At 69.9% G+C, this 24,340-nt stretch carries 18 protein-coding genes, 1 other RNA gene and 3 pseudogenes; 8 read left to right on the plus strand and 14 right to left on the minus strand.

Features of this window, described 5'->3' with window-relative positions:
* Window positions 1-304 precede the first annotated feature (304 nt).
* Window positions 305-1,507 (plus strand): annotated as a pseudogene (locus D1832_RS15700) (IS3 family transposase).
* On the opposite strand, the gene D1832_RS15705 reads toward D1832_RS15700, so the two are convergent.
* The 8 genes from D1832_RS15705 to D1832_RS03250 form a co-directional block, all read right to left on the minus strand.
* Entirely contained in the window at window positions 1,504-1,851 is a 348-nt protein-coding gene (locus D1832_RS15705) for an FAD-dependent oxidoreductase (protein WP_241510837.1), read from the minus strand. The pseudogene D1832_RS15700 and the gene D1832_RS15705 overlap by 4 nt on opposite strands.
* The gene (locus D1832_RS03215; RefSeq protein ID WP_241510838.1) at window positions 1,848-3,038 is read right to left on the minus strand and encodes a phytoene desaturase family protein; all 1,191 of its coding nucleotides are present in this window, start codon (window positions 3,036-3,038) and stop codon (window positions 1,848-1,850) included. Before D1832_RS03215 ends, D1832_RS15705 begins: the two co-directional genes overlap by 4 nt.
* Complete coding sequence (gene idi / locus D1832_RS03220) at window positions 3,035-3,754, minus strand: isopentenyl-diphosphate Delta-isomerase (RefSeq protein ID WP_241510839.1); 720 nt, start codon at window positions 3,752-3,754, stop codon at window positions 3,035-3,037. The genes D1832_RS03215 and idi overlap by 4 nt, the downstream gene beginning before the upstream one ends.
* A 55-nt stretch (window positions 3,755-3,809) precedes the next feature.
* The gene (locus D1832_RS03225) at window positions 3,810-5,018 is read right to left on the minus strand and encodes a polyprenyl synthetase family protein (RefSeq protein ID WP_118912611.1); all 1,209 of its coding nucleotides are present in this window, start codon (window positions 5,016-5,018) and stop codon (window positions 3,810-3,812) included.
* Window positions 5,015-6,760: an FAD-dependent oxidoreductase gene (locus D1832_RS03230; RefSeq protein WP_118912612.1), complete on the minus strand. Its 1,746-nt coding sequence runs from the start codon at window positions 6,758-6,760 to the stop codon at window positions 5,015-5,017. Before D1832_RS03230 ends, D1832_RS03225 begins: the two co-directional genes overlap by 4 nt.
* Window positions 6,757-7,074 carry a lycopene cyclase domain-containing protein gene (locus tag D1832_RS03235; protein ID WP_006946675.1) on the minus strand — a complete coding sequence of 106 codons (318 nt, stop codon included), beginning with the start codon at window positions 7,072-7,074 and terminating at the stop codon, window positions 6,757-6,759. The genes D1832_RS03230 and D1832_RS03235 overlap by 4 nt, the downstream gene beginning before the upstream one ends.
* Window position 7,075: 1 nt before the next feature.
* On the minus strand, window positions 7,076-8,602 hold the full coding sequence (locus D1832_RS03245) for a DUF5914 domain-containing protein (RefSeq protein ID WP_206609343.1): 1,527 nt from the start codon (window positions 8,600-8,602) through the stop codon (window positions 7,076-7,078).
* Window positions 8,603-8,681: 79 nt separating this feature from the next.
* Window positions 8,682-9,641 (minus strand): phytoene/squalene synthase family protein, encoded by a 960-nt coding sequence (locus D1832_RS03250; protein ID WP_118912784.1) that lies wholly within the window; start codon window positions 9,639-9,641, stop codon window positions 8,682-8,684.
* A 327-nt stretch (window positions 9,642-9,968) separates the two neighbouring features.
* On the opposite strand from D1832_RS03250, the gene D1832_RS03255 reads away from it, so the two are divergent.
* Entirely contained in the window at window positions 9,969-11,183 is a 1,215-nt protein-coding gene (locus tag D1832_RS03255) for a glycosyltransferase (protein ID WP_118912613.1), read from the plus strand.
* Window positions 11,184-11,220: 37 nt separating this feature from the next.
* The gene (locus D1832_RS03260; protein ID WP_118912614.1) at window positions 11,221-12,849 is read left to right on the plus strand and encodes a glycosyltransferase family 39 protein; all 1,629 of its coding nucleotides are present in this window, start codon (window positions 11,221-11,223) and stop codon (window positions 12,847-12,849) included.
* A 115-nt stretch (window positions 12,850-12,964) separates the two neighbouring features.
* Here the strand turns inward: D1832_RS03260 and D1832_RS03265 are convergent, their stop codons facing one another.
* Window positions 12,965-13,687 carry a DUF998 domain-containing protein gene (locus tag D1832_RS03265; RefSeq protein WP_147362599.1) on the minus strand — a complete coding sequence of 241 codons (723 nt, stop codon included), beginning with the start codon at window positions 13,685-13,687 and terminating at the stop codon, window positions 12,965-12,967.
* Window positions 13,688-13,922: 235 nt separating this feature from the next.
* Between D1832_RS03265 and D1832_RS03270 the strand changes: the two genes are divergently transcribed.
* The 4 genes and pseudogenes from D1832_RS03270 to D1832_RS16310 all read left to right on the plus strand — a co-directional run bounded on the left by D1832_RS03270 (window position 13,923) and on the right by D1832_RS16310 (window position 17,437).
* A complete protein-coding gene (locus D1832_RS03270) occupies window positions 13,923-15,338 on the plus strand; it encodes a tryptophan-rich sensory protein (protein WP_118912785.1) in 1,416 nt (471 codons plus the stop codon).
* Entirely contained in the window at window positions 15,338-16,063 is a 726-nt protein-coding gene (locus D1832_RS03275; RefSeq protein ID WP_118912616.1) for a CPBP family intramembrane glutamic endopeptidase, read from the plus strand. Before D1832_RS03270 ends, D1832_RS03275 begins: the two co-directional genes overlap by 1 nt.
* Before the next feature lie 141 nt (window positions 16,064-16,204).
* A pseudogene (locus D1832_RS16175) lies at window positions 16,205-16,769 on the plus strand (IS3 family transposase); the annotation flags it as partial.
* A 581-nt stretch (window positions 16,770-17,350) separates the two neighbouring features.
* A complete protein-coding gene (locus D1832_RS16310) occupies window positions 17,351-17,437 on the plus strand; it encodes a hypothetical protein (protein WP_476728660.1) in 87 nt (28 codons plus the stop codon).
* Window positions 17,438-17,515: 78 nt separating this feature from the next.
* On the opposite strand, the gene D1832_RS03295 is transcribed toward D1832_RS16310, so the two are convergent.
* Together D1832_RS03295 and D1832_RS03300 are read right to left on the minus strand one after the other, a co-directional pair.
* Window positions 17,516-18,709, minus strand: coding sequence for a lipid II:glycine glycyltransferase FemX (locus D1832_RS03295; protein WP_182434641.1), 1,194 nt, complete (start codon window positions 18,707-18,709; stop codon window positions 17,516-17,518).
* Between the two features lie 63 nt (window positions 18,710-18,772).
* Window positions 18,773-19,426, minus strand: a complete 654-nt coding sequence (locus tag D1832_RS03300) for an MBL fold metallo-hydrolase (RefSeq protein WP_118912619.1) — start codon at window positions 19,424-19,426, stop codon at window positions 18,773-18,775.
* Window positions 19,427-19,610: 184 nt separating this feature from the next.
* On the opposite strand from D1832_RS03300, the pseudogene D1832_RS03305 reads away from it, so the two are divergent.
* Window positions 19,611-21,013: pseudogene (locus D1832_RS03305) on the plus strand (GuaB1 family IMP dehydrogenase-related protein).
* 103 nt (window positions 21,014-21,116) lie between these two features.
* Here the strand turns inward: D1832_RS03305 and D1832_RS03310 are convergent.
* From D1832_RS03310 to D1832_RS03320, 3 genes are all read right to left on the minus strand, one after another.
* Window positions 21,117-22,331, minus strand: a complete 1,215-nt coding sequence (locus tag D1832_RS03310; RefSeq protein WP_182434642.1) for an MFS transporter — start codon at window positions 22,329-22,331, stop codon at window positions 21,117-21,119.
* Window positions 22,332-22,416: 85 nt separating this feature from the next.
* An RNA gene (gene rnpB / locus D1832_RS03315) (RNase P RNA component class A) lies at window positions 22,417-22,786 on the minus strand.
* Window positions 22,787-22,810: 24 nt separating this feature from the next.
* Window positions 22,811-24,280, minus strand: a complete 1,470-nt coding sequence (locus D1832_RS03320) for an RNB domain-containing ribonuclease (protein ID WP_118912621.1) — start codon at window positions 24,278-24,280, stop codon at window positions 22,811-22,813.
* Between the last annotated feature and the right edge of the window lie 60 nt (window positions 24,281-24,340).

Below are 24,340 nucleotides of genomic sequence, written 5' to 3' on the forward strand. Positions count from 1 at the left end.
CCGTGAAAGTCGGTGACAGATCGCGACACACATCCCGCCCAGAGGCGCCCTTAGTCCTGCGCGTGCGCTGTAGCCGACGGCCTCTTCCCGACCAGCGGACTGTCAACAACCTGACGGCCGAGTACACCTAGCGCACCATGACCGTGCTTGCGGGAACACCACCACCCCAGGGGCCTGTGTTTACAGTCGGGACTGCTGCACGGATAGGTGACATCGAACCTGGCTGACTCAACCAGTCGGCCTGGAAGGATGATCACCGTGCCCAAGCCCCACCCCCCAAGAGTTTCGTGACGATGTCGTGCGCATGGCCCGCGCCCGCGAAGCGGGCGTCACTCTCGCCCAGATCGGATGAGACTTCAGCATCCACGAAATGACGCTGAACACGTGGATGCGCCAAACCGACATCGACGACGGCAACAGGCCCGGCGTCAGCCGCACCGAATCCCACGAGCTACGCGGCGCACGCCGGCGCATTCGCCTGCTCGAGCAAGAGAACGAGGTCCTGCGCCGCGCGGCGGCGTACCTGAGTCAGGCGAACTTGCCGGGAAAGGCTCTTCCCCCGCAAGCGGGAGGTGCCTCCACCGCTCGTGAACGAGCTCACCGCTGACGGCATCCCCGTCGTGGTGTCCTTGCGGGTCCTTGGCTTAGCTCGTGCCCCGTACTACCGCTGGCTCGCTGAACCCATCACCCAGCCGAGTGGGACCAAGCCCACCGTGCGAATGCGCTGTACGACGCTCACCGCGACGACCCCGAATTCGGCTACCGCTACCTCCACGAAGAAGCCGCCGCCGCGGGCGTCAGCATGTCGGCCAGGACAGCATGGAAACTGTGCTCCGCCAACGCGTGGTGGTCGAGCTTCGGCAAGAAGCGCGGCAACAACGGTAAGAAGCCCGGGCCGCCCGTGCACGATGACCCGCTGGCGACCGTTGATGAGCAAGGTGTGACACGGCACGAGTTCATCGCCGATCACCCGAACCAGGTGTGGCTGAGCGACATTACCCCGCAAGCGTGAGGTGCCCCGACCTCGCACTGGACGAACGAAGGAAAGCTGTACCTGTGCGCGGTCAAAGACGTGTGCTCAGGCCGCATCGTGGGCTACTCGATCAGCGACCGGATGAGGTCGAGTTTGGCTGTCGCCGTGTTGGATTCCGCCGTCTCCCGACGCCGTGCTGAGGGCGCCGGCGTGGCAGGGTGCATCGTGCACACCGACAGAGGCTCGCAATGCAGGAGCCGGAAGTTTCGTGCACGCGATCAACCGGCAGGACCTGGCCGGGTCGATGGGGCGCGTCGGCGCTACGGTGACAACGCCGCGATGGAATCGTTCTTCGCGCTCCTTCAAAACAACGTCCTGGATCGGCAATCCTGGGCGACGCGAGAGGAACTTTGGATCGCGATCGTCACGTGGATCGAGCGGACGTATCAACGGCGCCGTCAGGACCGCCTCGGACGATTGACGCCCATCGAGTTCGCAACCATCATGACCACAGCAGTCGAACTGGCTGCCTAACCCCTGTCACCTAACCCTGCAGCAGTCCTGTGCGCTACCGACTTCATCACTGACCTCCGCAAGTAGTCAGCCACCCGCGCCGCGGCGAGCTTGCCGCTGACGAGCACCATTGGCACGCCGACACCCGGCACGGTGCCGGAACCGGCGAAGAATACGCCCGGGCGGCGGCGTTCGACGTTCGGCGGGCGGAACGGGCCGGTCTGCAGGAACGTGTGGCTGAGCGCGAACGGCGTTCCCGCGGCCATACCCTGCCCCTGCCAGTCGGTGGGATCGACGAACTCGTCGGTGACGATCGTCGTCGGGTAGCCGGCGTCATCGAGGAAAGCGAGCAGCTCCTCCTTCATGCGCGGCCGCTCGGCCGCCCAGTCGACACGCCCGACGTCGAGGTTGGGTGCGGGCTCGAGGACGTACAACGTCGAACAACCCTCCGGCGCGGCGGTGGCGTCGTCACGAGACGGAATGGTGACGAGCCGCGACGGTCCTGCATCCGCGTGCCGCGCACGAGCAGATCGTCGAACGACTCCTCCCACGCCGTGCCGAAGTGGATGTTGTGGTGCGCGACGTCGCTCGGCACACCCTCGACCCCGAGGTGCCAGACGACCGCGGATGGCGAGTACGTCGCACGCTTCAGGACGGCGGGCGGTTCGAGGTCGTCGAGCAGCGTGCGGTAGGCGATGGGCAAGTCGGTCGTGCAGACGATCGCGTCACACGGCAGGCGCTCGTCACCACTCGGGCTGGACGTCTCGACCCCGGCGACGGCGCCGTCAGCGCGGGTGAGGATGCGCGTCACCGTCGTGTCGTAGCGCTGTTCGACGCCTGTGCGCCCGAGCGCACGCGCCATCGCCTCGGGCACCTCGCGCATGCCGCCGGCCGGGAACCAGACACCCTCGATCGAGTCCATGTACGTGATGACGGCGTACAGCGCGAGCGCCTTCTCCGGCGCGAGACCTGCATACATCGCCTGGAACGAGAAGATGCGGTGCAGGCGTTCGTCGTCGAAGCGCTCGCGGATGACGGGCCCGAGGTGACGGAACCCGCCGAGCCTCACAAGCCGCGCGGCTGCAGCCGGGTTGCGCAGCAGGTCGAGGGGTGAGTCGAAGTTCGCGTCGATGAAGTGCGGCATCTCGACCTCGTACAGCCGCCGCAGCCACGCGACGAAGTCGTCGAACGCCGCCGCGTCCTTCGCGCCGCACTCGCGCGCGATCTCCTCGCGCATCGCCTCGTGGCCGTGGCGGACGAAGATCGTCGAACCGTCCGCGTAGCAGGCGCGGTAGGCGGGGTCGAGCAGCGTCAGGTCGAGCACATCGTGTACGCCCACGCCGATCTGCGCGAGGGCTTCGTCGACGAGGTCGATCATCGTCAGGACGGTCGGGCCGGTGTCGAACGTGAACCCGTCCCGCTCGAGGCGGATACCGCGCCCACCCGCCTGCGCCTGCTTCTCGACGATGACGACGTCGTGCCCGGCACCGCGCAGATGACAGGCTGCGGCCAGGCCGGCGAGACCGGCTCCGATGACGACGACGCGACTCATGCGAGATCCTTCTCCTCGAGGGGTTCGTGTTCTTCGTGCTGCGTGTGCTCGTGCGCGGTCTCATCGTGCGGGAGCGCGAGCGGCGAGAGGCCGTTCTCCCCCAGCTGCTCGGCGAGCAGCACGATCTGCTCGGCCGCCCACGGGCTGAGCAGCGCCGGAGTGCGACGCGCGAGGTGGACCGCGTCGGGCCAGGCGATCCAGGCCCACTCGCATACTTCGTCGGGGTGCGGTTCGAGCTGCGCCGGGTCGATGCGCCCGACGAGCACCGGGCAGATCTCGTGCTCGACGATGCCGGACGCGTCGACCGCGCGGTAACGGTAGCTCGGCAGGACGACGCGCAACTGCGTCACATCCAGCCCGAGCTCTTCACGCACGCGCCGGCTCACCGCGTCCTGCGTGGGTTCGTCGGGGCGCGGATGCCCGCAACAGGTGTTCGTCCACACACCCGGCCACGCGACCTTCGTCAGCGCGCGACGGGTGAGCAGCAGGCGACCCGCGTCGTCGAGCAGGTAGCTCGAGAAGGCGCGATGCAGCGGCGTGTCATGGGTGTGCACCTCGGCGCGCGGGCACGTGCCGATCGCGGCGCCGTCATCGTCGAGCAGGACGACGACGTCGTCGGTCGCGGCCGGCACACCCGTAGTAGGAGCGGGGGGCGCGGCACCGAACGTCGCTTCCGCTGGCTTGCCGGGCGCGTCGATCATCGGCGTCTCGCGCATCGGGGGTGCTTCTTTCGAGTCGTCGGCGTGAGGTGCTGGATGATCCTGACGACGTTCACGCATCGCGCACCGCCAGTTCGTCGGCGAAACGCGTGAGTTCGTCACGCACCGCGCCCTGCGGCAGCGCCGCGAGAGCATCGAGGGCATCAGCGTGGCGATCGGCGATGCGGGCGACGGCCTGCGCGCGCACGCCCGCCGCGTCGAGGCGCTGCAACCAGGCGTGTGTCTCGGCCTCGTCGAGTGGTTCGCGACCCGGCGCCAGGCGTCGCGTCAGCTCGCCGTCGAGGGCCGAGTCGGCGAGGCCGAGGACGGTCGTCGGCTTGCGTTCGCGCAGATCCTCGCCCGCCGGTTTGCCCGTGACGGCGGGTTCGCCCCACAGGCCGATGATGTCGTCGGCGAGCGCGAACGCCTCACCGAGCGCGGCGCCGAATCGGCTCAGCCACGCCGGTGGCGCGCTCTCGCCGGCGAGCAACGCGCCGATCTCGAGGGGGCGCTGCACCGTGTACGCGCCCGACTTTGCGTGCGCGACGCGGCGTGTGCTCACCTCGTCGAGGCGTGCCTCGGCGGCGAAGACGAGGTCGAGCCGCTGCCCGGTGACGAGCTCGACGACCGCTGCGTCCCACGCGTCGGCCACGTGCTCCGGCAGAGCGCGGACGAGGCGGTTCGCGAGCGCGAACGCGAGATCACCGGCGAGGACGGCGACGCTGTCGCCGAGGCGCGCAGCGTCGGGGCCGTCGGGCTGAGCTGCGGCGGCTCTCACCTGGTGGTGCGCGGTCGGAGCGCCGCGTCGCGTGTCGGAGGCATCCATGACGTCGTCCTGCAGCAACCCGAACAGGTGCAACAACTCGAAGGCCGCAGCGACGCGAACGACAGCGTCGGTGGTCGCGGGGTCGTCGTCGGGGTTGGTGCACTCGCGCGCCGCGAGGTACCCGAGGCGGACGAGCCGGGGCCGCACGAGTTTGCCGCCGGCTGCGAGAAGATCACGTACGAGCGTCTCGAGCGACGATGCCTCGACCAGCGCTGACGAGGGCAGTCCGGCCGTCACCACACCGCCGGCGTCGGCCGCGAAGGAAAGGCTCTCGGCCAAGCGTGCCTGTACGTCGTCGAGAAAGCTGGCGGCATCGGTGAGACGGCACGCGTCGCTGCGGCGTCCTCCATCTCGACTCTCGGTGTTGCAGCGTCCCGCGGCGCACCGCTCGCGCCCGAGTCCTTCGAGCCCGGAACGTCCGGCGTCGGGGGCGACGTCGTTCTGCCGTCCGCTCATCGGCCACGCCCTGACGAATCGCGACCTACCGTCGCGAGGCCACGGTCGCGCAGGCGCAGCGCCGCACGGGCGGCGCGCAGCGACCGCGGGAACCGCGCCCGCGTCGGCACGCTCCACAGCTCGTGCCCCGGCAGCCCCCAGTGGCGCAGCAACGCGTTCGCGGCCTGAAAACCGGTCGTCGCCGCCCGCTCCATGAGCGCGACGGGCAGCTCGCAGCGCACGCCGTCACCGGCGAGGACGAGGTTCGGCTGCGGCGTGACGGCGCCCGGGCGCGCGGCCCACTCGTCCGTGCCGGCGAGGGGGCAGTCGGCCTCGACGAGCACCTCCTCGTGCACCGGCTCGCACCCGGTGAGCTCAGGGTGCAGGCGCTCGAGCTGATGTCGTAGGTCGGCGAGCACTTCGTCATCGGTGACGTCGTCGGGCACCGCGTAGGCATGCAGTTCGACGACGCTGCCGCCGCACTGGTTGGCCCACTGGGCGGCGCCGTCCTCGAGGTCGTGGACGAGCGAGACGTTGTCGAGATGGCCGTACGCGGCCGTGCCGACGAACGGCGCGCTGCCCGCCGCGACGGGGCGGTCGAACCACAGTCGCTGCACGATGAAACGAGGCGCCATCTCCCCGGTCAGCACGGACGCACGCCAGGCCTCGTCGCCGAGGTCGGTGCCGTCGACGAGACGCTGCAGCACGTCACGGCTTGTCGCGATGACGACGGCGTCGGCGCGGAGCGAGCCATGGGCATCGTCACAGTCAATGGCGAAGTCAAGGCGGCCGCGACTCGCCTCGTCGGTACCCGCCGCACCCGCAGCCGCGCCGGCGCTGACACGGAAGCCGTCCCCGTCACGCTCGATCGACTCGACGCGGCAACCCGACACGACCTCCGCGCCGAGGCCTTCAAGATAGGAGCGCAGCGGACGCCACATCGTCGTGTCGAAGTCGTCGCGGCTGACGTCGAACAGCAGCCCCTCGCCGGAACCGAGGAAGTACATGTGGAACATGGCGACGAGTTCGCCGGCGGAGAAGTCGCGCGGCTCGGCGAAGAAGCTGCGTGCGAACACCTCGAGCGCGAGCGAGCGCATGCGTTCCGGGAATCGCAGCGCGTCGAGGGCGTCGGCGGCGCTCACCCCGTCATAACGCGAATACGTGGCGGGGAAGTCGACGTCGAGCAGGTCGAGGGCGCGGTCGGCATCGACGCGCGTGAGGTCACGCAGGCCGAACGAGGGGCTGCGGGCGATGAACGACAGGAAGTTGAGCGGCGGCCGCGTCGCGATCTTCGTGAACGAATCCTGCGTGCCGTCGGCGTGACGTAGAGGGTAGTCGTCGACGGGCCGCAGACATTCGAGGCTCGGGTCGACGCGGCGCAGCAGCGCGCGCAGGTTGTAGTACTGGCGGAAGAACGCGTGAAACCCGCGGCTCATCGTCGCTCGATCGTCCGGGGCGCCCGACGCGTCAGCGCCCGGGGTCGGCACGTCGACGGGCCAGCTGCGCACGCGGCCTCCCAGGCTGCTCTCCGCCTCGAGCAGCGTGACGCGCACGCCGCGCTCAGCCAGCCCGACGGCGGCGCTGATGCCGGCGATCCCACCACCTACGACGACGACGTGGGGCGCCGCGGCGTCCGGCACCCTCGACGCAGCAGGGCCGCCCCGACCGTCAGGCTCATGCCGTTCGGCCGCCGCATCACGTCCGGGGCGCCACTGCGGCACTCGTCGCAGCCCTGCCGTGAAGGCCTCGATCGTCGCGCTCATCGTGCGTTCTCCTTCCGGCGGGCGCCGTGGTGTTCCCACAGCAGGATCGTCAGCGTCACCATCGAGAAGCCGAAGCCGAAGTCCTCGATCGGAATGTCCCACGGAAAGCGGATGCCGAGGAACTGATCCCGCCCGTAGAGGACGATCGGGTCGCTCAGCTTCGTCAGCCAGCCGTCGACGAGGATCTGGAACGCGAACACGATGACCATCGAGCACCAGTAGCGCGCCGAGGTAAAGATGCCGGTGCGCCAACGCCCTTCGAGAGCGACGACGCCGATCATCGACGCGACGGTCAGCACGGTGTACTCGGGCACGTCACACCTCCCTCGACGGGCGATGATCGCCTCGCGCGGACGAGCCATCAGCCGCCACATGGCGCCCCTCGCCCGCCCGCCCTTCCGAATCGACCCGGGCGAGAGCACTTCTCGCGCTCCCGCTCGAGCGCCACGCGGCGAGCAGTCGCAGGCAGAACCCCACGGCTCCGTACGTGAGTAGCCCGCAGATCGGGATGACGACGAAGAACACGAGCTCCTCGATCGGCATCGGGGTGAGCGGCACATCCCAACCCGACGTGAACCGCGGCGAGTACGTCCAGTGATCACGCACGATGCCGACGATGTCCCACACGCTGAACAGCACGACGACGGGCAGCAGCGCCGCGAGCAACCGTCGCGGGCGTGAGTACACGCGGGCGCGCAGGACGAGTTCGAGCGGCAGCGTGATGAGCAGGCATCCACCCATGAGCAGCAGGTACTGATAGGGATCCCCGGACGCGGGCAGGCTCATGTCGCCCACCCCACCACGACGTCGGCCGCCGTCACGACTGCCGTCCCGCGCGAAACCCGAACGCAGTTCGTAGCGACGCTCCGCGTACTCGAGGTCGTCGACCCACAACTGGCCCTGCGTGCGCAGCACGAGCGGGCGGATGAGCGGCGCGAACGCCCGCGCCGCACGGAAACCGGGGCGCTCGGAGTGCGCGATCGTCGCCTCGTGAATGACGCTGCGAGCCGGCTGCTCGACGCTCGCCGGCTGCACGCACGTCGCGTGGGTCTCGACGGTGCTGCCGACGCCCTCGCCGTCGATGATCGTCATGGTGATCGTGCGGCTGTCGGCGCACGTGAACGCCGCGCGCACCGGAACGCCGTAGGTGTGGTTGAGGCGGAACGTCACGTCGGTGACGAGGCAGTCGTCGTCGCTCGCGTCCTCGTCGACGACGAGGTGGCTGAACGCGTAAGGGTGGAACCAGGCCCCGTGCCACGGGTCGAGACGGTTCGCGATGACGTCGGACGTCTCGCAGCGCGCTTCACGCGTGTAGACCGTGACGAGCGCCTCGTCGAGTGGAGCACGCGCGGGCAGCACCGGTGCGGCGCTCGGCATCTCGCCGTCGGTGGGCAACCGCACCCAGAACAGGACGCCGTCGTCGTGCGCGGGGTAGGTGAGCCATTCGCCCGGCCACTCGCTCGGCAGCCGCAGCCCGTGCCAGCGGCACAGGACGTCGCCGTCATCGGTGTGGCAGTTCTCCAGCAGCGCACCCATGTGCGGGCACGCGCCCGGCCCCGCGAGCGCCGAGCCGTCGGCGCCGCGCCACAACGCGATCTCGCGTCCGAGGATCGTGCGCACCGTCGAACGCCCCGCGACGACATCCGTGCTCGCCGCCGCGACGTGCCAGCCACCCGCGTCCTGGGCGACGGCGCGCGCCAGCATCCGCTCGATGCGGGGCACCGCAGCCTGACGCCACGTCGAGCGAATCTGCTCCTCCGGCGGCTGCGGGACGCGTCGGATCGGGTTGCGCCGCGCGATCTCGGCACGCAGCTCGGCGCGGTTGCGGGGCGGGCGTCTCATCTGCGGCTCCTTCGGCGAGTTTCGGTGGGCGAGGGGGTGCGGTGGGTCGAGCCGGTCTCCATCGTCGGGTGCACCTCGCTCATGACGCGGACGACGTCACGGCCGGCTGGTCCGCCGCGGCCGATGACGAGGGCGCGACCGGCGCCGCAGTTCGGGCCCGTCCGGTGACGACGACGGCTCCCGCGATGGCGCTCTTGCGTGCTGCGGAGACGCGGTGGCGCGTGCTGAACACGTCGTAGTCGGCCGCCTCGATGAGGCACAGGATGCGTGAGTACATCGCGAGCGCCGCGCCGACGCACCGTCGCGACGAGGCCGGCAGGTGCGGCAGACCGGCTTCGGCGTCGTGGAACAGCGCGCGGTTTCGGGTGATCTGCTCGGCCATGAACGCGCGCCACTGCGGGGTGACGCGGCGCAGCCACGGGTCGGCGCCGTGCGCGGCGAGTTCATCGGCGGGCAGGTAGACGCGACCGCGTTCGAGGTCTTCGCCGACGTCACGCAGGAAGTTCGTCAGCTGGAACGCGAACCCCAGCGCGCGGGCCGGCGCGAACGCGGCCTCCCGCGAGCGCGGGCGCAGCACAGGCAGCATCATCTCGCCGATGACGGCGGCCGAGCCCTCCATGTACTCGTCGCGCAGCTGAGGCCACGACGCCCACGACGTGCGGACGAGATCGAGCTGCATGGCGCCGAAGAAGCGGTCGTAGCAACCGGAATTGAGGTCGAGACGCCGGGCGGTGTCGACGATGGCGGCGAACAACGGGTCGTCGCTGCACCCCGCAGCGAGGTCGGCCTGGAAGCGCTGTTCGAACTGCGCGAGACGCTCACCCGGCGGCAACGATGCGTCGAGGCCGTGCCCGGTGGCCTTCTCTGGCTCGTCGACGATGTCGTCGGCCAGGCGGCACAGGGCGTACAGGCCGTAGACGTCGCGGCGCTGCTGCGGCGGCAGGAACAGCGTCCCCCAGTAGTACGTCGTGCCGTGCGTGCGGGTGATGTCGCGCGCCTGGCGGTAGCCATGCGTGAGGAGGGCCTCGGGGTCTGTCACGAGTGCCTCCACGGGTGGCGGGGTATGAACAGCCATCGGCCGGTCGCAGGTGAGGGTGAGCTACCCACGCGTCCGAAGCATGAGCATAGCCGCCGGCGCGCCGATGCGAGCGCCCCGGAGGCGCTGGAAAATTACGGAATCGAACCATGGGGGTTGGCGTTCACGACCGTGGCGCGGCGACTCTGCGGGCCCGTTCACGCCGTCGTGGCGGCACTACGATGAGCGCACCCGTCCGGCTATTCGAAGGTGTGCCATGCGATTCCGACGCCCGCGCGAACGCGACGCGAGCACCGAAACCCCGTGCGTTCACCCGTCGGAGCGGGCTGCATGAGGGTCGTCATCGCCGCCGCCGGCAGCCGCGGCGACGCCGTCCCGTTCGGGGTGCTCGCCGCGCGTCTCGTCGCCCGCGGGCACGACGTCACCGTCGTCACCCACGCGTCGCTCGCGCACGTCATGCCGGACGGCCCGCGTGTCGTGACGGTGGCGAGCGATCCGGGTGCCCTCCTCGCCGGCCCGGCGGGCACCGCACTGCGGCGTGGTGATCTGCGCGCGCTCAACCGCACGCGCAACGTGTTCGCCGAGTTCCTGCAGTCGTTCGGGCCAGCCACCCGTGAGGCGATCGCGGGCGCCGACGTCCTCGTCGCCTCCAGCTTCGCGATCGCCGCCGTCGACGAGGCGATGCGCGCCGACGTCCCCGTCGTCCGGGCGCACCTGTGGCCCGAGTTCGACACGCTCGACGGGCCGATGCCGCTGCTGCCGTACGCGTGGACGCTGCCCACCGGTGCGCGGCGTCGCGCGCGTGGAGCGCTGCGGCGCATCGAACCGTACTTCGCGGGCGTCGACGGCGGATGGGCCGACGGCCGACTCGACCTGCGCGCCGCCCACCCCACGGGCCTGACGACGGCGACTCTTGGCTCGCTGCACGCGTACAGCCCGCTGCTCGCCGAACCGGTGGACGACTCCCGCACTGTCGTCACGGGGTGGTGGCGCGAGGCGCCGCACGAGGGCTTGTCGGAGCGCACCCAGGCGCTGCTCGCCACCGGCGAGGCGTGGATCGCCGTCGGGTTCGGCTCGATGCACCAGAACTCGCCGGGCCGCGTCGTCGACGTCGTCACCGAGGCGTGCCGGCGACTCGGCGTGCGCGCGCTCGTCCAGCTCGACGGTGCGCCGCGCGAGGCGGATGGCGTCGTCGTCGGCATCGATGACGAGCCGCACCACGCGCTGTTCGCGCAGGTGCGCGCCGTCGTCCACCACGGCGGGTCGGGGACGACGGGTACCGCGCTCGCCGCGGGCGCGCCCAGCGTCGTCGTCCCGCACTTCGCCGACCAGTACCACTGGGCGCACCTCCTCCACACGCTCGACCTCGCACCCGCGCCGCTGCCGCGCCGACTGCTCACGGCGGGGTTGCTGACGCGTCGGCTGCGCGCGGCGATGAGTGCTGGAATCCGCGAGCGTGCAGTGGATCTCGGACGTCAGGTGGCGACCGAGGACGGCGCAGGCGTGGCCGTCGCCGCCATCGAACAGTTCGTCGGCGGGGCATGACGTGACGCCGTCCGCGTCGAGTTCATCGAGGTGGCGTGTGTCGGCGCGGTTCGTCGAAGCGCAGCCGTGGTGGCGCCCCGGTGCTCCGGCAGCGCTGGCCGTCATGATCGTGCTGCTCGCGACGGCTTCGCGCCACGGTTTTCACGGCGACGAGCTGTACTTTCGCATGTTGCCGCCCGCGTGGTGGTACGACGATCAGCCGCCGCTCACCGTCTGGCTCGCGCACGCAGCGGCGTCGGTGAGTGACGCGGTGTGGGTGCAACGGCTGCCGGCCTCGCTCGCGGCGGGGGCGGGCGCGCTCGTCGCGGGGCTGTTTCCGCGGCTTCTCGGCGCTGATGTGAGGGTGCAGCGCATCGCCGCGTGGGCGCATGCGTTCACCGTCTATCCGCTGCTCATGGGGCACGTCATGCTGACGGCGAGCCTCGATCTGCTCGCGTGGCAGCTCGTCGTGCTCGGTGTCGTCGCTGCGCTGACGGGGTGTCGCCATGCGCTGACGTGGGCCGGCGCGGCGGCTGGGGTGGCGTGCTGGAACAAGCTGCTCGTCCTCGTGCTCGTCGCGGCGGTCTTCGTCGCGCTCGCCGCGTGCGCCCGGTGGGTGCTGCGCACCCGTGACGCCTGGTGCGGCGCCGCGTTGCTCGTCGCGGTCGGCGGGTTCCAGGTGGGGGCGCAGATCGTTCACGGCGTGCCGATGCTCGATGTCTCGGCCGACCTCGTCGCCCGCCATGGCGCGCTCAACCGGTGGCTCGTCGTGCCGCTGCTCGTCGTGTTCGTCGGACCGCCGTTCGTCCAGGTCGCGTGGCGGGGGTTGTGGTGGCGCCCGGGAAGTCGTCGCGCCGCCCACCCCGGAGCTGACGGCGGCGACGACGGAGGTCGGCACGTCGAGGCGGACGGCTGGCGCAGCCGTCCCGCTGACGACGCCCGCGTCAAGGCGTTCGGCGGCGTCACGAACGATCCCTTCTCCACCGACGACGGTCACGCCGGCCGCATCGCCCCGGACCCACCACAACAGCGCACCGGGCCGGTGCTCGCCGTCATGGGCGCGATCGTCCTTGTATTCGCGCTCGTCTCCCCTGCGCAGCCCTACTACGCGGTCGCGGTGTTCTTGCCGCTTGTCGCGGTCGGCTGGGCGCGGGCGGCTGCGGACGAGGAGCACGTGTGGCGACGCGCGCCCATCGTCCTGACGGCGAACGCCGTCGTCGCAGCCCTCATCTGCCTACCGATCGTGCCCGTTTCGTCACCGGCGTTCTCCATCGTTTCCGCCCTCGACCCCATGCAGCGCGACCAGACCGACTGGCCGTCACTCGCCGCTCAGATGGCGGCAGCCCGTCCGACGGGTGCGGCCATCGTCACCGATTCGTATGCCCTCGCCGGAGCTGCGCATCAGTACGGCCCTGCGCTCGGGGTGCCGCGTGCCGACGTCGCCTCGTGGCACAACGCGCTCTGGAGCCTCGGGCCGCCACGCAGCGACGGGGGCACGCGTGACGTCCTCGCCGTCGGCGGGGACGAGCGCCGCATCCGTGCGGCGTTCACGCGCTGCGACCCCGCTGGGCGGCTCATCGCGCCGCACGACCCGTTCGGCCTCGACGGCACGACGATGCTGCGATGTTCCGACCCGCGAGGAGGATGGGGCGCCGTCTGGCCGACGTTGCGCCGCCTCGGCGGTTGAGGCGCACTCCCCTACTCCTCGTGTGGCGCGGCGCGCATCCAAGGCCGCGATGTTGCCCACTTCTCGGGGCGCGGGCGCCGTGACACCCGGGCAACATCGAGGGAGGCGGGGTGTGTCAGGGTGCGGTGATGTCGCGCGGGTGTCGCAGCATGTCGAACGCCACGACGACGAGGGCAACTGCGAGCGCCAGCAGCGAGATGCCCTCCGCCACCCCGCGCGGGATGGGCGCCGGCGCGGGCATGACGTGGTCGAGACTCGTGAGCGACGACACGGCACCCAGCGCCCCGAGCACGCGCGTCAGCGTGTGACGGGGCTTGCGCCTGCTCACGAACCGATCGCGATCCCCTCGTGAGTCGGCCGACCGCACCCCCACCAGCCCATGTGCGAGCAACAGGACGGACGGCGCCGGCAGCGCGAGCACGCCGCCCACCATGTGCACCCCGATGGCTCCGTCTGCGGGAAAGACCGCGACCCACACGAGTCCGACGCCGAGGCAGACGAGCGCCGCCGTCAGCAGTCGTCCGAGGCGATCGTGCGTCAGAACCCCCGCCGTCAGGATGCAGGCTCCTGCGACGCCGACGGCGACGTTGAAGAGGTCGGCGCGCGGCGAGCAGACCCAGAATCCGTGCCAGTCGCGGCAGATCGTGCGTCCGAGGTCGCTGATCATCGCGCGCCGCCAGGAGAACGACGCGCCCCGAGCATGCGCCGCCGTGACGTACGCGCCCACGCACAGCACGAGCCCGAGGACGAGCAATGCCGCCGCCGAACGCTCGCGCCGAGCCGAGCGGCGCTCGGCTCGGAGCGGCGGGTGCGAGGGCTCGCCCTGAGGTTCGGACACGTCGAGGAGTGTAGGCCGCAGCCGCCCAGCCCCCTCTGGGCGCCGGCAGGCTGGAATGACGGCGAACCGTTCCCCACGCACCGCGGCGCTCAGGTGCGCCCGCATGAGCGGCGCAGCTGACGCACGCGCTGAGCAACCCCGCTGTGACCGGCGCCGCTGACGCCGACGTCAGGTACGACTATCCTGAAATTCCAACGTGATCCACGCGCATTCCTCGATGAAACGGATGGACTTCATGACCTCTCGCCTCGCCCTCGTCACCGGGGCCACCGGATACGTCGGCGGCCAGGTGGCCGCTGAACTCGTCGAGCGGGGATGGCGCGTGCGCGTGCTCAGCCGCAGCGAGAAGAAGGTGCGTGCGCTGCCGTGGGGCGAGCACGTCGAGGTCGTCGAGGGTGACGCGTCCGAGGCCTCCGACGTCGCGCGCGCCATGGAGGACGTCGACGTCGCCTGGTACCTGCTGCACTCGATGAGCACGTCCGACGACTTCGTCTCCGAGGAGAAGGAGATGGCCTCGACGTTCGCCGACGCCGCCCGCGACGCCGGTGTCTCGCGCATCGTCTACCTCGGTGGCCTGCACCCGGACGACGAGGACGTCGAGCAGTTGTCCGACCACCTGCGCTCGCGCGTCGAGGTGGGCCACGTGCTCATCGACTCCGGCGTTCCGACGGCGGCGCTGCAGGCGGGCGTCGTCATCGGTGACGAGTCGTCGTCGTTCATCATGCTGCGCAACCTCAGCGAGCGCCTGCCCGGCGCGATCGCGCCGAAGTGGATCAAGAACCGCATCCAGCCGATCGCCGTCGCCGACGCCGTGCACTATCTCGTCGGTGCCGCCGACCTGCCCGCCGACGTCAGCCGCACCTTCGACATCGGCGGCCCCGAACCCATGCCGTACGGCGACATGATGAAGCGCTACGCGAAGGCGACGAAGCGCTGGCTGCCGCGCATCGTGGGCACCGCGCCGGTGACGACGGCCGGACTCGCCGGGCACTGGATCGGCCTCGTGACGCCCGTCTCCAGCAGCCTGGCGGCGCCGCTCATCGGCAGCCTGCAGCACGACACCGTCGTCCATGAACGCGACCTCGACGACCTCGTCGGCGCACCTCCGGGCGGTCACACGACGTTCGAGGATGCCGTGCGCGCGGCCGTGAAGGACCTCGACACCTCGCGCTGGGTACGCACGCTCGGGCTGACGTCCGCCGCCGTCGCCGCGACCGCCGTCGCCGGCTCGCTGCTGACCGACCCGAAGTCGGCGTGGTACCGCACGCTGCGCAAGCCTGCGATCCAGCCGCCGCCCGCCGCGTTCCCGATCGTGTGGAGCGCGCTCTACACCGACCTCGCGCTCATCTCGAGCCTGACGATCGCCGACCTCGCCGAGACGGGCCGCACCAAGGAACAGCGGGCGTACATCGCGGCGCTCGCCGCGAACCTGGCCCTCAACGTCGGCTGGAACGGCACGTTCTTCGCCGCGAAGAAGCTGCGTCCGGCGGTGCTGGAGGCTGCGGCGCTCGCCGCCAGCTCGGCCGACCTCGTGCGCCGCGCGCACAAGGCCTCGCCGGAGAAGGGCGTCGTGCTCGCGCCGTACGCGGCGTGGACGGGGTTCGCCACCGTCCTCAGCGCGGTCATCGCCCGTCGCAACCCGGGACGCTGATGGCGACATCGCACCGCTCACCTCGCCACGTCTTCGGCGCCGCGCTCGCAGGGGCACGCGACGTCGAACTACGTGACGCCGGGGCCGATCCCGTGCCCGAGCATCGTCTCGGGGCGACGCGGGTCATCATCGGCGCGACGGGCGTCGCGGCCGCCGTCGCACTGTCGTGGTCGCTCAATCTCGAGCCGGGGCAGGCCCTGTTCTACCCGGCGACGTTCCTCGTCGCCGTCATCTACGGAGCGGGGATCTTCGCGGCCGGCCGGGTCGGCGCGACCAGGCTGCGCTGGCGCGCTGACGGACGCGAACTGCTCGAGGCGTTCGGCATCGGCATCGCGTTGGCGCTGTTGTTCGTCGTCGGCGCGTTTCTCGTGCGCTTCATCCCGGCGCTGCGCGACCCCGTCTCGCACCTGCTCGACCATGCCCGCCAGGGCAGCCTGCCGATCGTCGCACTGACGACGGCCGTCAACGGCATCGCCGAGGAGGTGTTCTACCGAGGCGGGCTCTGGCGCGTGCTGTCGCCGAGGAAGCGCGTGCTGTGGACGACCGTCGCTTACACCGCCGTCACGGCCCTGACCGGCATTCCGCTGCTCGCACTCGCCGCGGCGATGCTCGGCTTCGTCGTCGCCGTGCTGCGTCAGCAGTCGGGCTCGCTCGCGGGGCCGATCGTCACGCACCTGACGTGGTCGATGCTCATGCTCTTCGTCCTGCCGCACGTCGTGCAGTGAGATCGGCCGACCGAGACCCTCTCGTCTGGGGTTGGTCGACGGCTTCTTCGGCCTCGACGGGCGTGCGGTAGCCGAGTGCTTGTGCAGGCGCTGGTGGTTCCTCCAGCTCACCCACTCCAGCGTCGCCAACCCCACCGCCGACGTCGCCGCGGGCGCCGCCCATTCACGACCGTTGGATCGAAGGTGCCCGATCGGCGCCCCGACCTCGTCGAGCGTGACTTCCACGCGTCGGCACCGAACATGCTGTGGGTCGCCGACATCACGTACGTCCGGACAACGAGTGGGTTCGCGTACACGGCGTTCATCACCGACGCGTGCACGAGGAAGATCGTCGGCTGGTCAGTTGCGTCGTCGCTGTTGACGCAGGCGTTGCCGATGATCGCGTTGCAGCAGGCCATCGCGACGACGCCGGCGGCGCGTCAGGGTGGGCGGCTCGTACCACAGCGACCGCGGCGTGCAGTACGTCAGCCTGGCCTACACCGACACACTGGCCGAGCACGGCGTCGCGCCTTCCGTTGGGACAGTGCGCGACTCGTACGACAACGCCCTCGCTGAGACGGTCAACGGCTTGTACAAGGCCGAACTGATCTACTCACGCCCCACGTGGCCATCGACATCAGCGATCGAACTGGCGACGCTGGAGTGGGTGAGCTGGTGGAACCATCAGCGCCTACACGAGGCACTCGGCTACCAAACGCCGGTCTAGGTCGAGGCGGCTTACGATCAATCCCAGACGAGAGCTCTCGTCACCACATAAGCGCGGAACCAAACCCAGGGCGCTTCACTCGGTGGCGGCCTGCTGTGGGTTCGGTCATGCTCGTGACGCTACCTGTGCGAGCGACGCTCCGACTGTGTAGCCCAAACGAAGGGTTCTGTACCCGGGAGAACTCACGCTGAGGTGTCCGGCACTAGCGTTGGATGTAGCTCGGGGAAGGGCCACGTGACGAGCAACCCTCCCGCCAGGCTGACCCAGAACGTTCCTTCGCGATCGACGCAGTGGCGGGTCCTGACGTCGCGGCAGTCTCAGCGTCTCCCCTTGACGGGGTAGACCACCGCTCTATCGGCTACCGATAACCCTCTGCTTGCCGCACCATTGCGTGCTAGAACCAGGCATAGCGAAAGCCGCCCCGGGCTTCCAGTGTTATCAGCACTGGCGGGACGACGACGAGGGCGGACCTCAGCTCCCGGAACCCGAGCTCGAGCAGCGCTGGCACATCGACGTGTGAGTCGCCGCCGACGCGGCCGAGCCACCGTGTAGCTGCCGCGCTCGGGGCCGGCGGACGCCTCGTGAGCGACGCCGCAGCGCCCGCCTACTGGGTCGTCGAGGACGCGGACGGCAACCGACACTGCATCAGCACGCCTGAGCGTCGCTGACGAGCGGCGTCCCGAGAGAGCACGAAGCGGGCCCGAGCGCGTCATGCGCCCGAGCCCGCTTCGACCGTGATCCGAGAGTCAGTCGAGCGAGTTCCACTTCTGCGACGAGCGCTTGGCCCTGGCCTCGTCGACCTTGGTCCGAGCGCCGGATGCGGCACCGGCGAGGGTGGCCTTGGGGTCGTTCTTCAGGTCGGCGACCGTCTTCTTGGCCGCCGGCAGCCCGCGCTTGAGCGTCGTGCGGACCAGCGGGAGAGCCGTCGCGAAGACAGGGAACAGCGGGGAGAGCGCCTTGTCGTACGTTCCGACGAGCATGTCCTCGTGCTTGGCGAACTGGCGCTTGAAATCGGAGATTCCGTCGTTGAGCAGTCCGTTGAAGTCGTAGCGCTCGACGCCCTGCTCCTTGACGTGCTTCATCGCCCAGAACTTGAGGCCGTAGTTGAGCCGCAGCTTCATGCCACGGGGATTCACGCCGCCGTACAGCTCGAACGCCGTGCGGCCCGAGACGACGAGCCAAACGAAAGCCACGACCTCGTCGCCCTCCCACGCTGCGATGAGCTGCGAAGCCGGCCCCATGAAATCGCGGATCTGCTCGTGGTAGAGGTCGGAGTGGACGGCGAAGTTGGCGCGCTTCGCGGTCTCCTTGTTGATGGCCAGCACCTGGTCGAGGTCGGACTGCTCGGTGACGAGGCCGAAGCGCACGTTCTCGGCCTTGAACGACTTGCGCACGTTCTGGCGGGTGGAGCTCGACAGCTCCTTCATGATGGTGTCCTCGTCGCGCGTCACGTCCACGATGAGAGTGCGCGGGATGAGCCCCGTGTTCTCGCTGCGCTTGTAGCCCGCAGCTTCGACATCGGCCAGCCAGTCCGAGGACGGTGCCGCAATCCTCTCGGCGAGGTCTTCGTCCGAAACGCCCTTCTCCAGCGGGGAGAAGGGTGCCTCCCAATCGGGTTCGATCGTGATGCCGATCGGCCCGTGGGTGCGCTTGACGTAGTCGGCGAGTGCCTCGACGACGCGGCCACGGTCGCCCTCCTTGGCCTGCGGGCCACGCGGGACGTACGCGAGTGACTTGAACGGCTGGGGCAGCGTGCGAAGCAGCACCTGCGCGGAGCCGACGATCCGTGCGTCGTCACGAACGACGACCCGGTCGGCACTCCACTCGTACTGCGACTTCAACTCGCCCCATCCCCACAGCTGCAGGGGGTGCCCGCCGGAGGAATTGACGAGATCGTCCCACTCGTCGCGGTCGTGGCAGGGGGTCACCGTGAGCGTCATGTGAGTCAGGCTATCGGCTCACGGCGACCCGCTCGAAACGTCCTCGCCGGGCGGCCGCTCCGTTCAGGAGAGCCCGGCGCTCTCTCCCTCGGGAACCTCGATGACCTCGACGCCACCGTCGAGACCGTAGTCGCGTACGTGCCCGAGGTAGATGCCGCGCGCTCGGTCCGCCGCCACCTTGTCGTGGATCGGAATGACGTGCTTCGGCTCGACGGCTCGCACGAACGCGATCGTCTCGCGCACAGCGGACCACGGGGCCACCAGGGGAAGACAGAGATAGTCGACGTTCTCGGGGCGCCCCTCGAGGGAGTCGCCGGGGTGGAACAGGCGCGGCTCCCCGTCGCCGCTCGCCACGATGCCGACATTGCTGATCCGCTCGATGTACGGGTGGATCTCGGCGTGCGTCGCACCAACGCCTTCGAAGCGCGCGCCCTTGACGGAGAAGGTCTCCCCCGCCTTCGTCGCCGTGACGTCGAGGCCTTTGTCGCGCAGATGCTCGGCGGTCTGTGGGTCGGCGAACCACGCGGCGTCGGGGTTGGCCTCGCGAAGGGCGTCAAGGCGGTCGGGGTCGAGGTGATCCGGGTGTTGGTGCGTCACGACGATCGCGTCGAGGCCCGCAACGTCGTCGAAGGAGCTGAACGTGCCCGGGTCGAACAGAACGGTCGCGTCGGCGACGGAGAGTTCGATGCAGGAATGTCCGTGGTGCGTGAGCTTCATGCCCCTCACGGTAGGCACACACGCCTCCGTGTGGGAAGGAGGGCGTGACCTTCGCGCGAAGCGAATGCCGATTCGCCTGGACCCCAACGTCTCCAGGGCGTTGTCGGTGGCTGCGGATAGGCTGACGGACGTGGACTTCATCACCGATCAGCCCCCGTACGACCTCACGTACAACGACGTCTTCATGGTGCCGTCGCGCTCGCACGTGACGAGCCGCCTCGACGTCGACCTCACGACGCCCGACGGCGTGGGCACCACGATCCCGCTCGTCGTGGCCAACATGACCGCGATCTCCGGCCGACGCATGGCGGAGACGATCGCGCGCCGCGGCGGCATCGCCGTCCTACCGCAGGACATTCCGATCGCAGCCGTCCAGGAGACGATCCGGGACGTCAAGGCGAGCCACACGGTGTACGAGACGCCGGTGACGATCGCCCCCACCGCTCCGGTCTCCGACGTCCTCGCCCTGCTCGGCAAGCGTGCTCACCGCATGGCTGTCGTCGTCGACGACGAGAACACGCCGCTCGGTCTCGTGAGCGAGAAGCACTGCCTCGAGGTCGACCGGTTCTCCGTCATCGCCGACGTCATGTCGAAGGACATCACGGTCGTGGAGGCGGGCGGCGACCTGCAGGACACATTCGATCTGCTCGAACGCGAACGCCGCGATCTCGCGGTCGTCGTGGAGAACGACGCGCTCGTCGGTGTGCTCACCAAAAGGGGCATTCTGCGTTCGACGATCTACTCCCCGGCTCTCGACCCACAGGGGCGCCTCGCCATCGGTGTGGCCATCGGCATCAACGGTGACGTCGAGACGAAGGCCCGCACGATGCTGGAGTCCCACGCCGACGTGCTCGTCGTGGACACCGCGCACGGTCACCAGGAGAAGATGATCGAGGCGCTCGGCACGGTGCGTCGCGTGCGTGACGAGTTCGAGGCCGCGAACGGGCGTCGCGTACCGATCGCGGCGGGCAACGTCGTGACGGCTGACGGCGCGCGTGACCTCGTCGAGGCAGGCGCCGACATCATCAAGGTGGGCGTCGGGCCGGGCGCCATGTGCACGACGCGCATGATGACCGGCGTGGGCCGTCCCCAGTTCTCCGCGGTGCTCGAGTGCGCCGCAGCAGCCCGTGAACTCGGCGCTCACGTGTGGGCCGACGGTGGCGTGAAGTACCCGCGTGACGTCGCGCTCGCGCTGGCCGCCGGCGCGCGTCCGTCATGATCGGTTCCTGGTTCGCCGGCACTTGGGAGTCTCCCGGCGACCTCAACCGGGACGCCGACGGGCGCCTCTACAAGGAGTCGTTCGGCATGGCCTCGGCCCGTGCGGTGCGCAACCGCACGTCCGCCCAGGGTGCGTTCGACCGTGCTCGTTCGGCCCTGTTCGAGGAGGGCATCTCGAGCTCGCGTATGTACCTCGACGATCAGCGACCCGGAGTCGAGGATCTTCTCGACTCGATCATCGCGGGCGTGCGCAGTTCGTTCACGTACGCGGGCGCCAAGAACATCGAGGAGTTCCGCGCGAAGGCTCGCATCGGTGTTCAGAGCGCGTCCGGCTACGACGAGGGGCGCCCGCGTCACACGAGCTGGTGACCTGGCCCTGACGCTGTGCTGCCCCCACCCGAGACGATTCGGGCGGGGGCAGCTGTTGTTCGACTCGCCGAGCGAAACCTACTGACGCTGTCTGACCCGGTTCTCACCCGGCAGGAGCCTTGCTCTCCGCGCTGCTCGGCACCTCGAAGGTCCGCATGCTGCGGATGAAGAGAGGTACGACGGACGCGACGAGCAGGAAGCACGCTCCCACGGCGATGACCGGACGGGCTCCGTAGGCTGCCGCCAGGGGCGCCGCCAGCATCGAGCCGAGCGGCAGCGCGACGAAGGACATGAGGATGTCCCACGAGTGCACGCGGCCTTGGAGCTCACCCGGCACGGCATGCTGGATCGCCGTTTCCCAGTGCACGTCGTAGAACAGCAGTCCCGCGTAGCCGATGGCAGCGAGTACCGCGATAGGCCATACCGAGTGGAACACCGCGAAACTGAACGCCCACAGCGGCATGAGGATGAGCGGTGCCCAGCCGGTGAACAGCGGACGTTTGAGATGAATGCGCGCCCCGAGCGCAGCGCCGAGAAAACCGCCGAGCCCCTCGGCAGCAGCGACGATGCCGACGGCGTGTGCGCCCCCGAGTTCCGACGCGACGAGCAGCGGGGCGAGCACGAGCACCGCGCCGTTGCCGATGTGGTAGAAACCCGCGGCCAACAGGCCCCAGAGCAGCCACGAGCGCGAGCGCACGGCGCGCCAGCCCGCCACGAGCTGCGCTGTGAACGCCTCGGATCCTTCCGTCCGCACGATGTCGACCGGGCGCGCCCAGGCCAGCACCGCGGCGAGGGAGACCACGAACGTCACAGCGTTGAGGGTGAACCCGAACGCCGGCCCGGCGAATCCCACGGCCGCGCCGCCTGTCACGGGTCCGAGCATGAGCATGAGCTGACGCAGGCTGGTCAGCGTGCCGTTCGTGCGTTGACGCTGATCGGCGGGAATGACGGCTCGTCGCCACGTCATGAAGGCTGGCCCGAAGAAGGCGCCCGCCGCTGCACTGACGAAGGCGCACACGATGACGAGCGGCGTCGACCAGGCGCCGAAAGCAAAGGCCGCGGCGAGCACCGCCGCCGAGATGGCCCTCACGACGTCGGTGAGAGCCATGATGAGCCGCGGCTGCACCCGGTCGGCCCACACTCCACCGAAGAGCGTGAACACCAAGCGTGCGACGGTGGTGGCCGTGATGGCGGCGGCCATCTGGCCCGCACTTCCGTGGGCGAGAACGATGGCTACCGGCAACGCGACCACCTGGAAGGCGTCGCCCAGCCAGCTCGCCACCTGGCCGGCCAACACGCCCTGCGTCCGTCTCTCCACCCACGAAGTGCGCCGCATGCGCGCCGACCCGGCGGTACTGCAAGGAAGTCACCGACAGTTCGACAGTGCGCTGCGGGGAGATGGTGGGATGAGCCGGCCTGTAAGCCGGGTTGTGTTCCGCGCACCGTCACCGGTGTCGCTTCGGCGATCATCCATCTAGGCCGCGCATTGCTGCGTGGCTCGAGCAATCTACCCGTGCGCTCAGCGGGCAGCTTCGACGCGCACTGTTCGATCTTGCTCCGGGTGGGGTTTACCGAGCCGCTCCAGTCACCTGGAGCGCTGGTGGTCTCTTACACCACCGTTTCACCCTTACCGCGCACGAAGCGCGGCGGTCTGTTTTCTGTGGCACTGTCCCGCGGGTCACCCCGGGTGGCCGTTAGCCACCACCCTGCCCTTCGGAGCCCGGACTTTCCTCGGCGAAGACGAATCTTCGACGCGACCGCCCGGCCGACTCATCCAAGGGGCAACTCTACCGCCGGTCAGGAGGCGGCCTCGACCACCTCGAACGTGAGCTTGCCGCCCATGATGTCGGCGTCCGTGAGGCGCACCGTGCAGGTCTCCCCTGCGGGCGGCGCGGTAGCGCCCTCGGCGGCACGGGCTGGTGCGACGACAGCGTGGTCGACGAGTTGGACCGTCACACGTCCGCCACCCTTGCCCTCCTTGTCGGGGCCCTCGACAACGAGCGCGCCGAATGTCTCGCCGACGGAGGACGACAGGGCAGCTGCCTCCACGCGGTCGACGCAGGCGCGGTCGATCTTTCCGGCGACCTGGTCGCTCGAACGCATGATCTCGGGCAGGTCGGGCAGTGCCTCGCGGGCCCAGGCGGGCACCTCTCGTCCGTTTGCGAGCGCCTCACAGATGACGAGCCCGAATCGGTCGACGAGGCGACGAAGCGGCGCCGTCACGTGGGCGTACGGCGCGGCGACGGCGGCCTGCTCGGTGATCTCGGGGGTCGTGCCGTCGAACGGCGTGTAGGCCGCCCCGCGGAACAACGTGACCGCCTCGTGGATGAGTGCGAGGTGACGCGGGTCGTCCCGGTCGAGACGGCGCAGGAATGCGCCGTAGGTCTCGTCCTTCGCCCACACGAGCCCGAGGCCCTTGGCCTGGAGGCGGAAGCGTTCGACGTCGCGAGGATCGGGCCTCGGCATGGTGCGCAGGATGCCGACGCCGCCGTCGAGCATCATGCGTGCCGCCACCATGCCGGTCATGAGTGAGATCTGCGCGTTCCAGTCCTCGCTGGGCACGGGCGGACGGAAGTGCACCTCGTACCGGCCGGGCTCGGGCTCGCTGACTTCCTGATCCGGCATCGGCAGCGAGGCTCCGCCGCGCTCGAGTTCGAGCGTGGCGCGCAGCTCTCCGATGCGCTTGAGCAGGGCGAGACGCGGGTCGTCGCTGCCGGAGTCGACCGCGCCCTGAACGCCGCGGTAGTCGAGACGTTCGACGCTGCGCACCTGCGCGCGGTAGAGCGTCGCGTCGGTGACTTCACCGCGGGCGTCGAGCGTCATGTCCCACACGAACGCCGAGCACACCTGGTCGGGCAGAAGGCTCGCGGCGCCCTCGCTCAACTGGCTCGGGTGCAGCGGGATGCGCACGTCGGGCATGTAGATCGTCTGGCCGCGACGGCGGGTCTCGGCATCGAGGTTACCGCCGGGACGCACGTACAGGGGCACATCGGCGATGGCGTAGCGCACCCGGAACCCATCACCGGCCTCCTCGAGATGCATCGCCTGGTCGAGGTCCATCGACCCGACGGGGTCGATCGTGAAGAACGGCACGGCCGTTTCGTCGCGTTCGGGCATTTGGACCGCAGCCATCGCCTCGCGGGCCTCCGCGACGGCGGCCTCGGGGTAGTCGAGGCTCAGTTCGTACTCCGCGCGCAGGGCGTCGAAGGAGCGAGCGAGGTCGCCGCCGGTGTCACGGCTCGGCCAGAGGATGCGGGTCTTCGGCATGGCCCGAGCCTACAAGCGCACGTCGACGAGAGGCACGCTCCACGCGCGTTGTCCGGCCCG

The sequence above is a fragment of the Dermacoccus abyssi genome (assembly GCF_003515945.1).
Classification (GTDB): domain Bacteria; phylum Actinomycetota; class Actinomycetes; order Actinomycetales; family Dermatophilaceae; genus Dermacoccus; species Dermacoccus abyssi.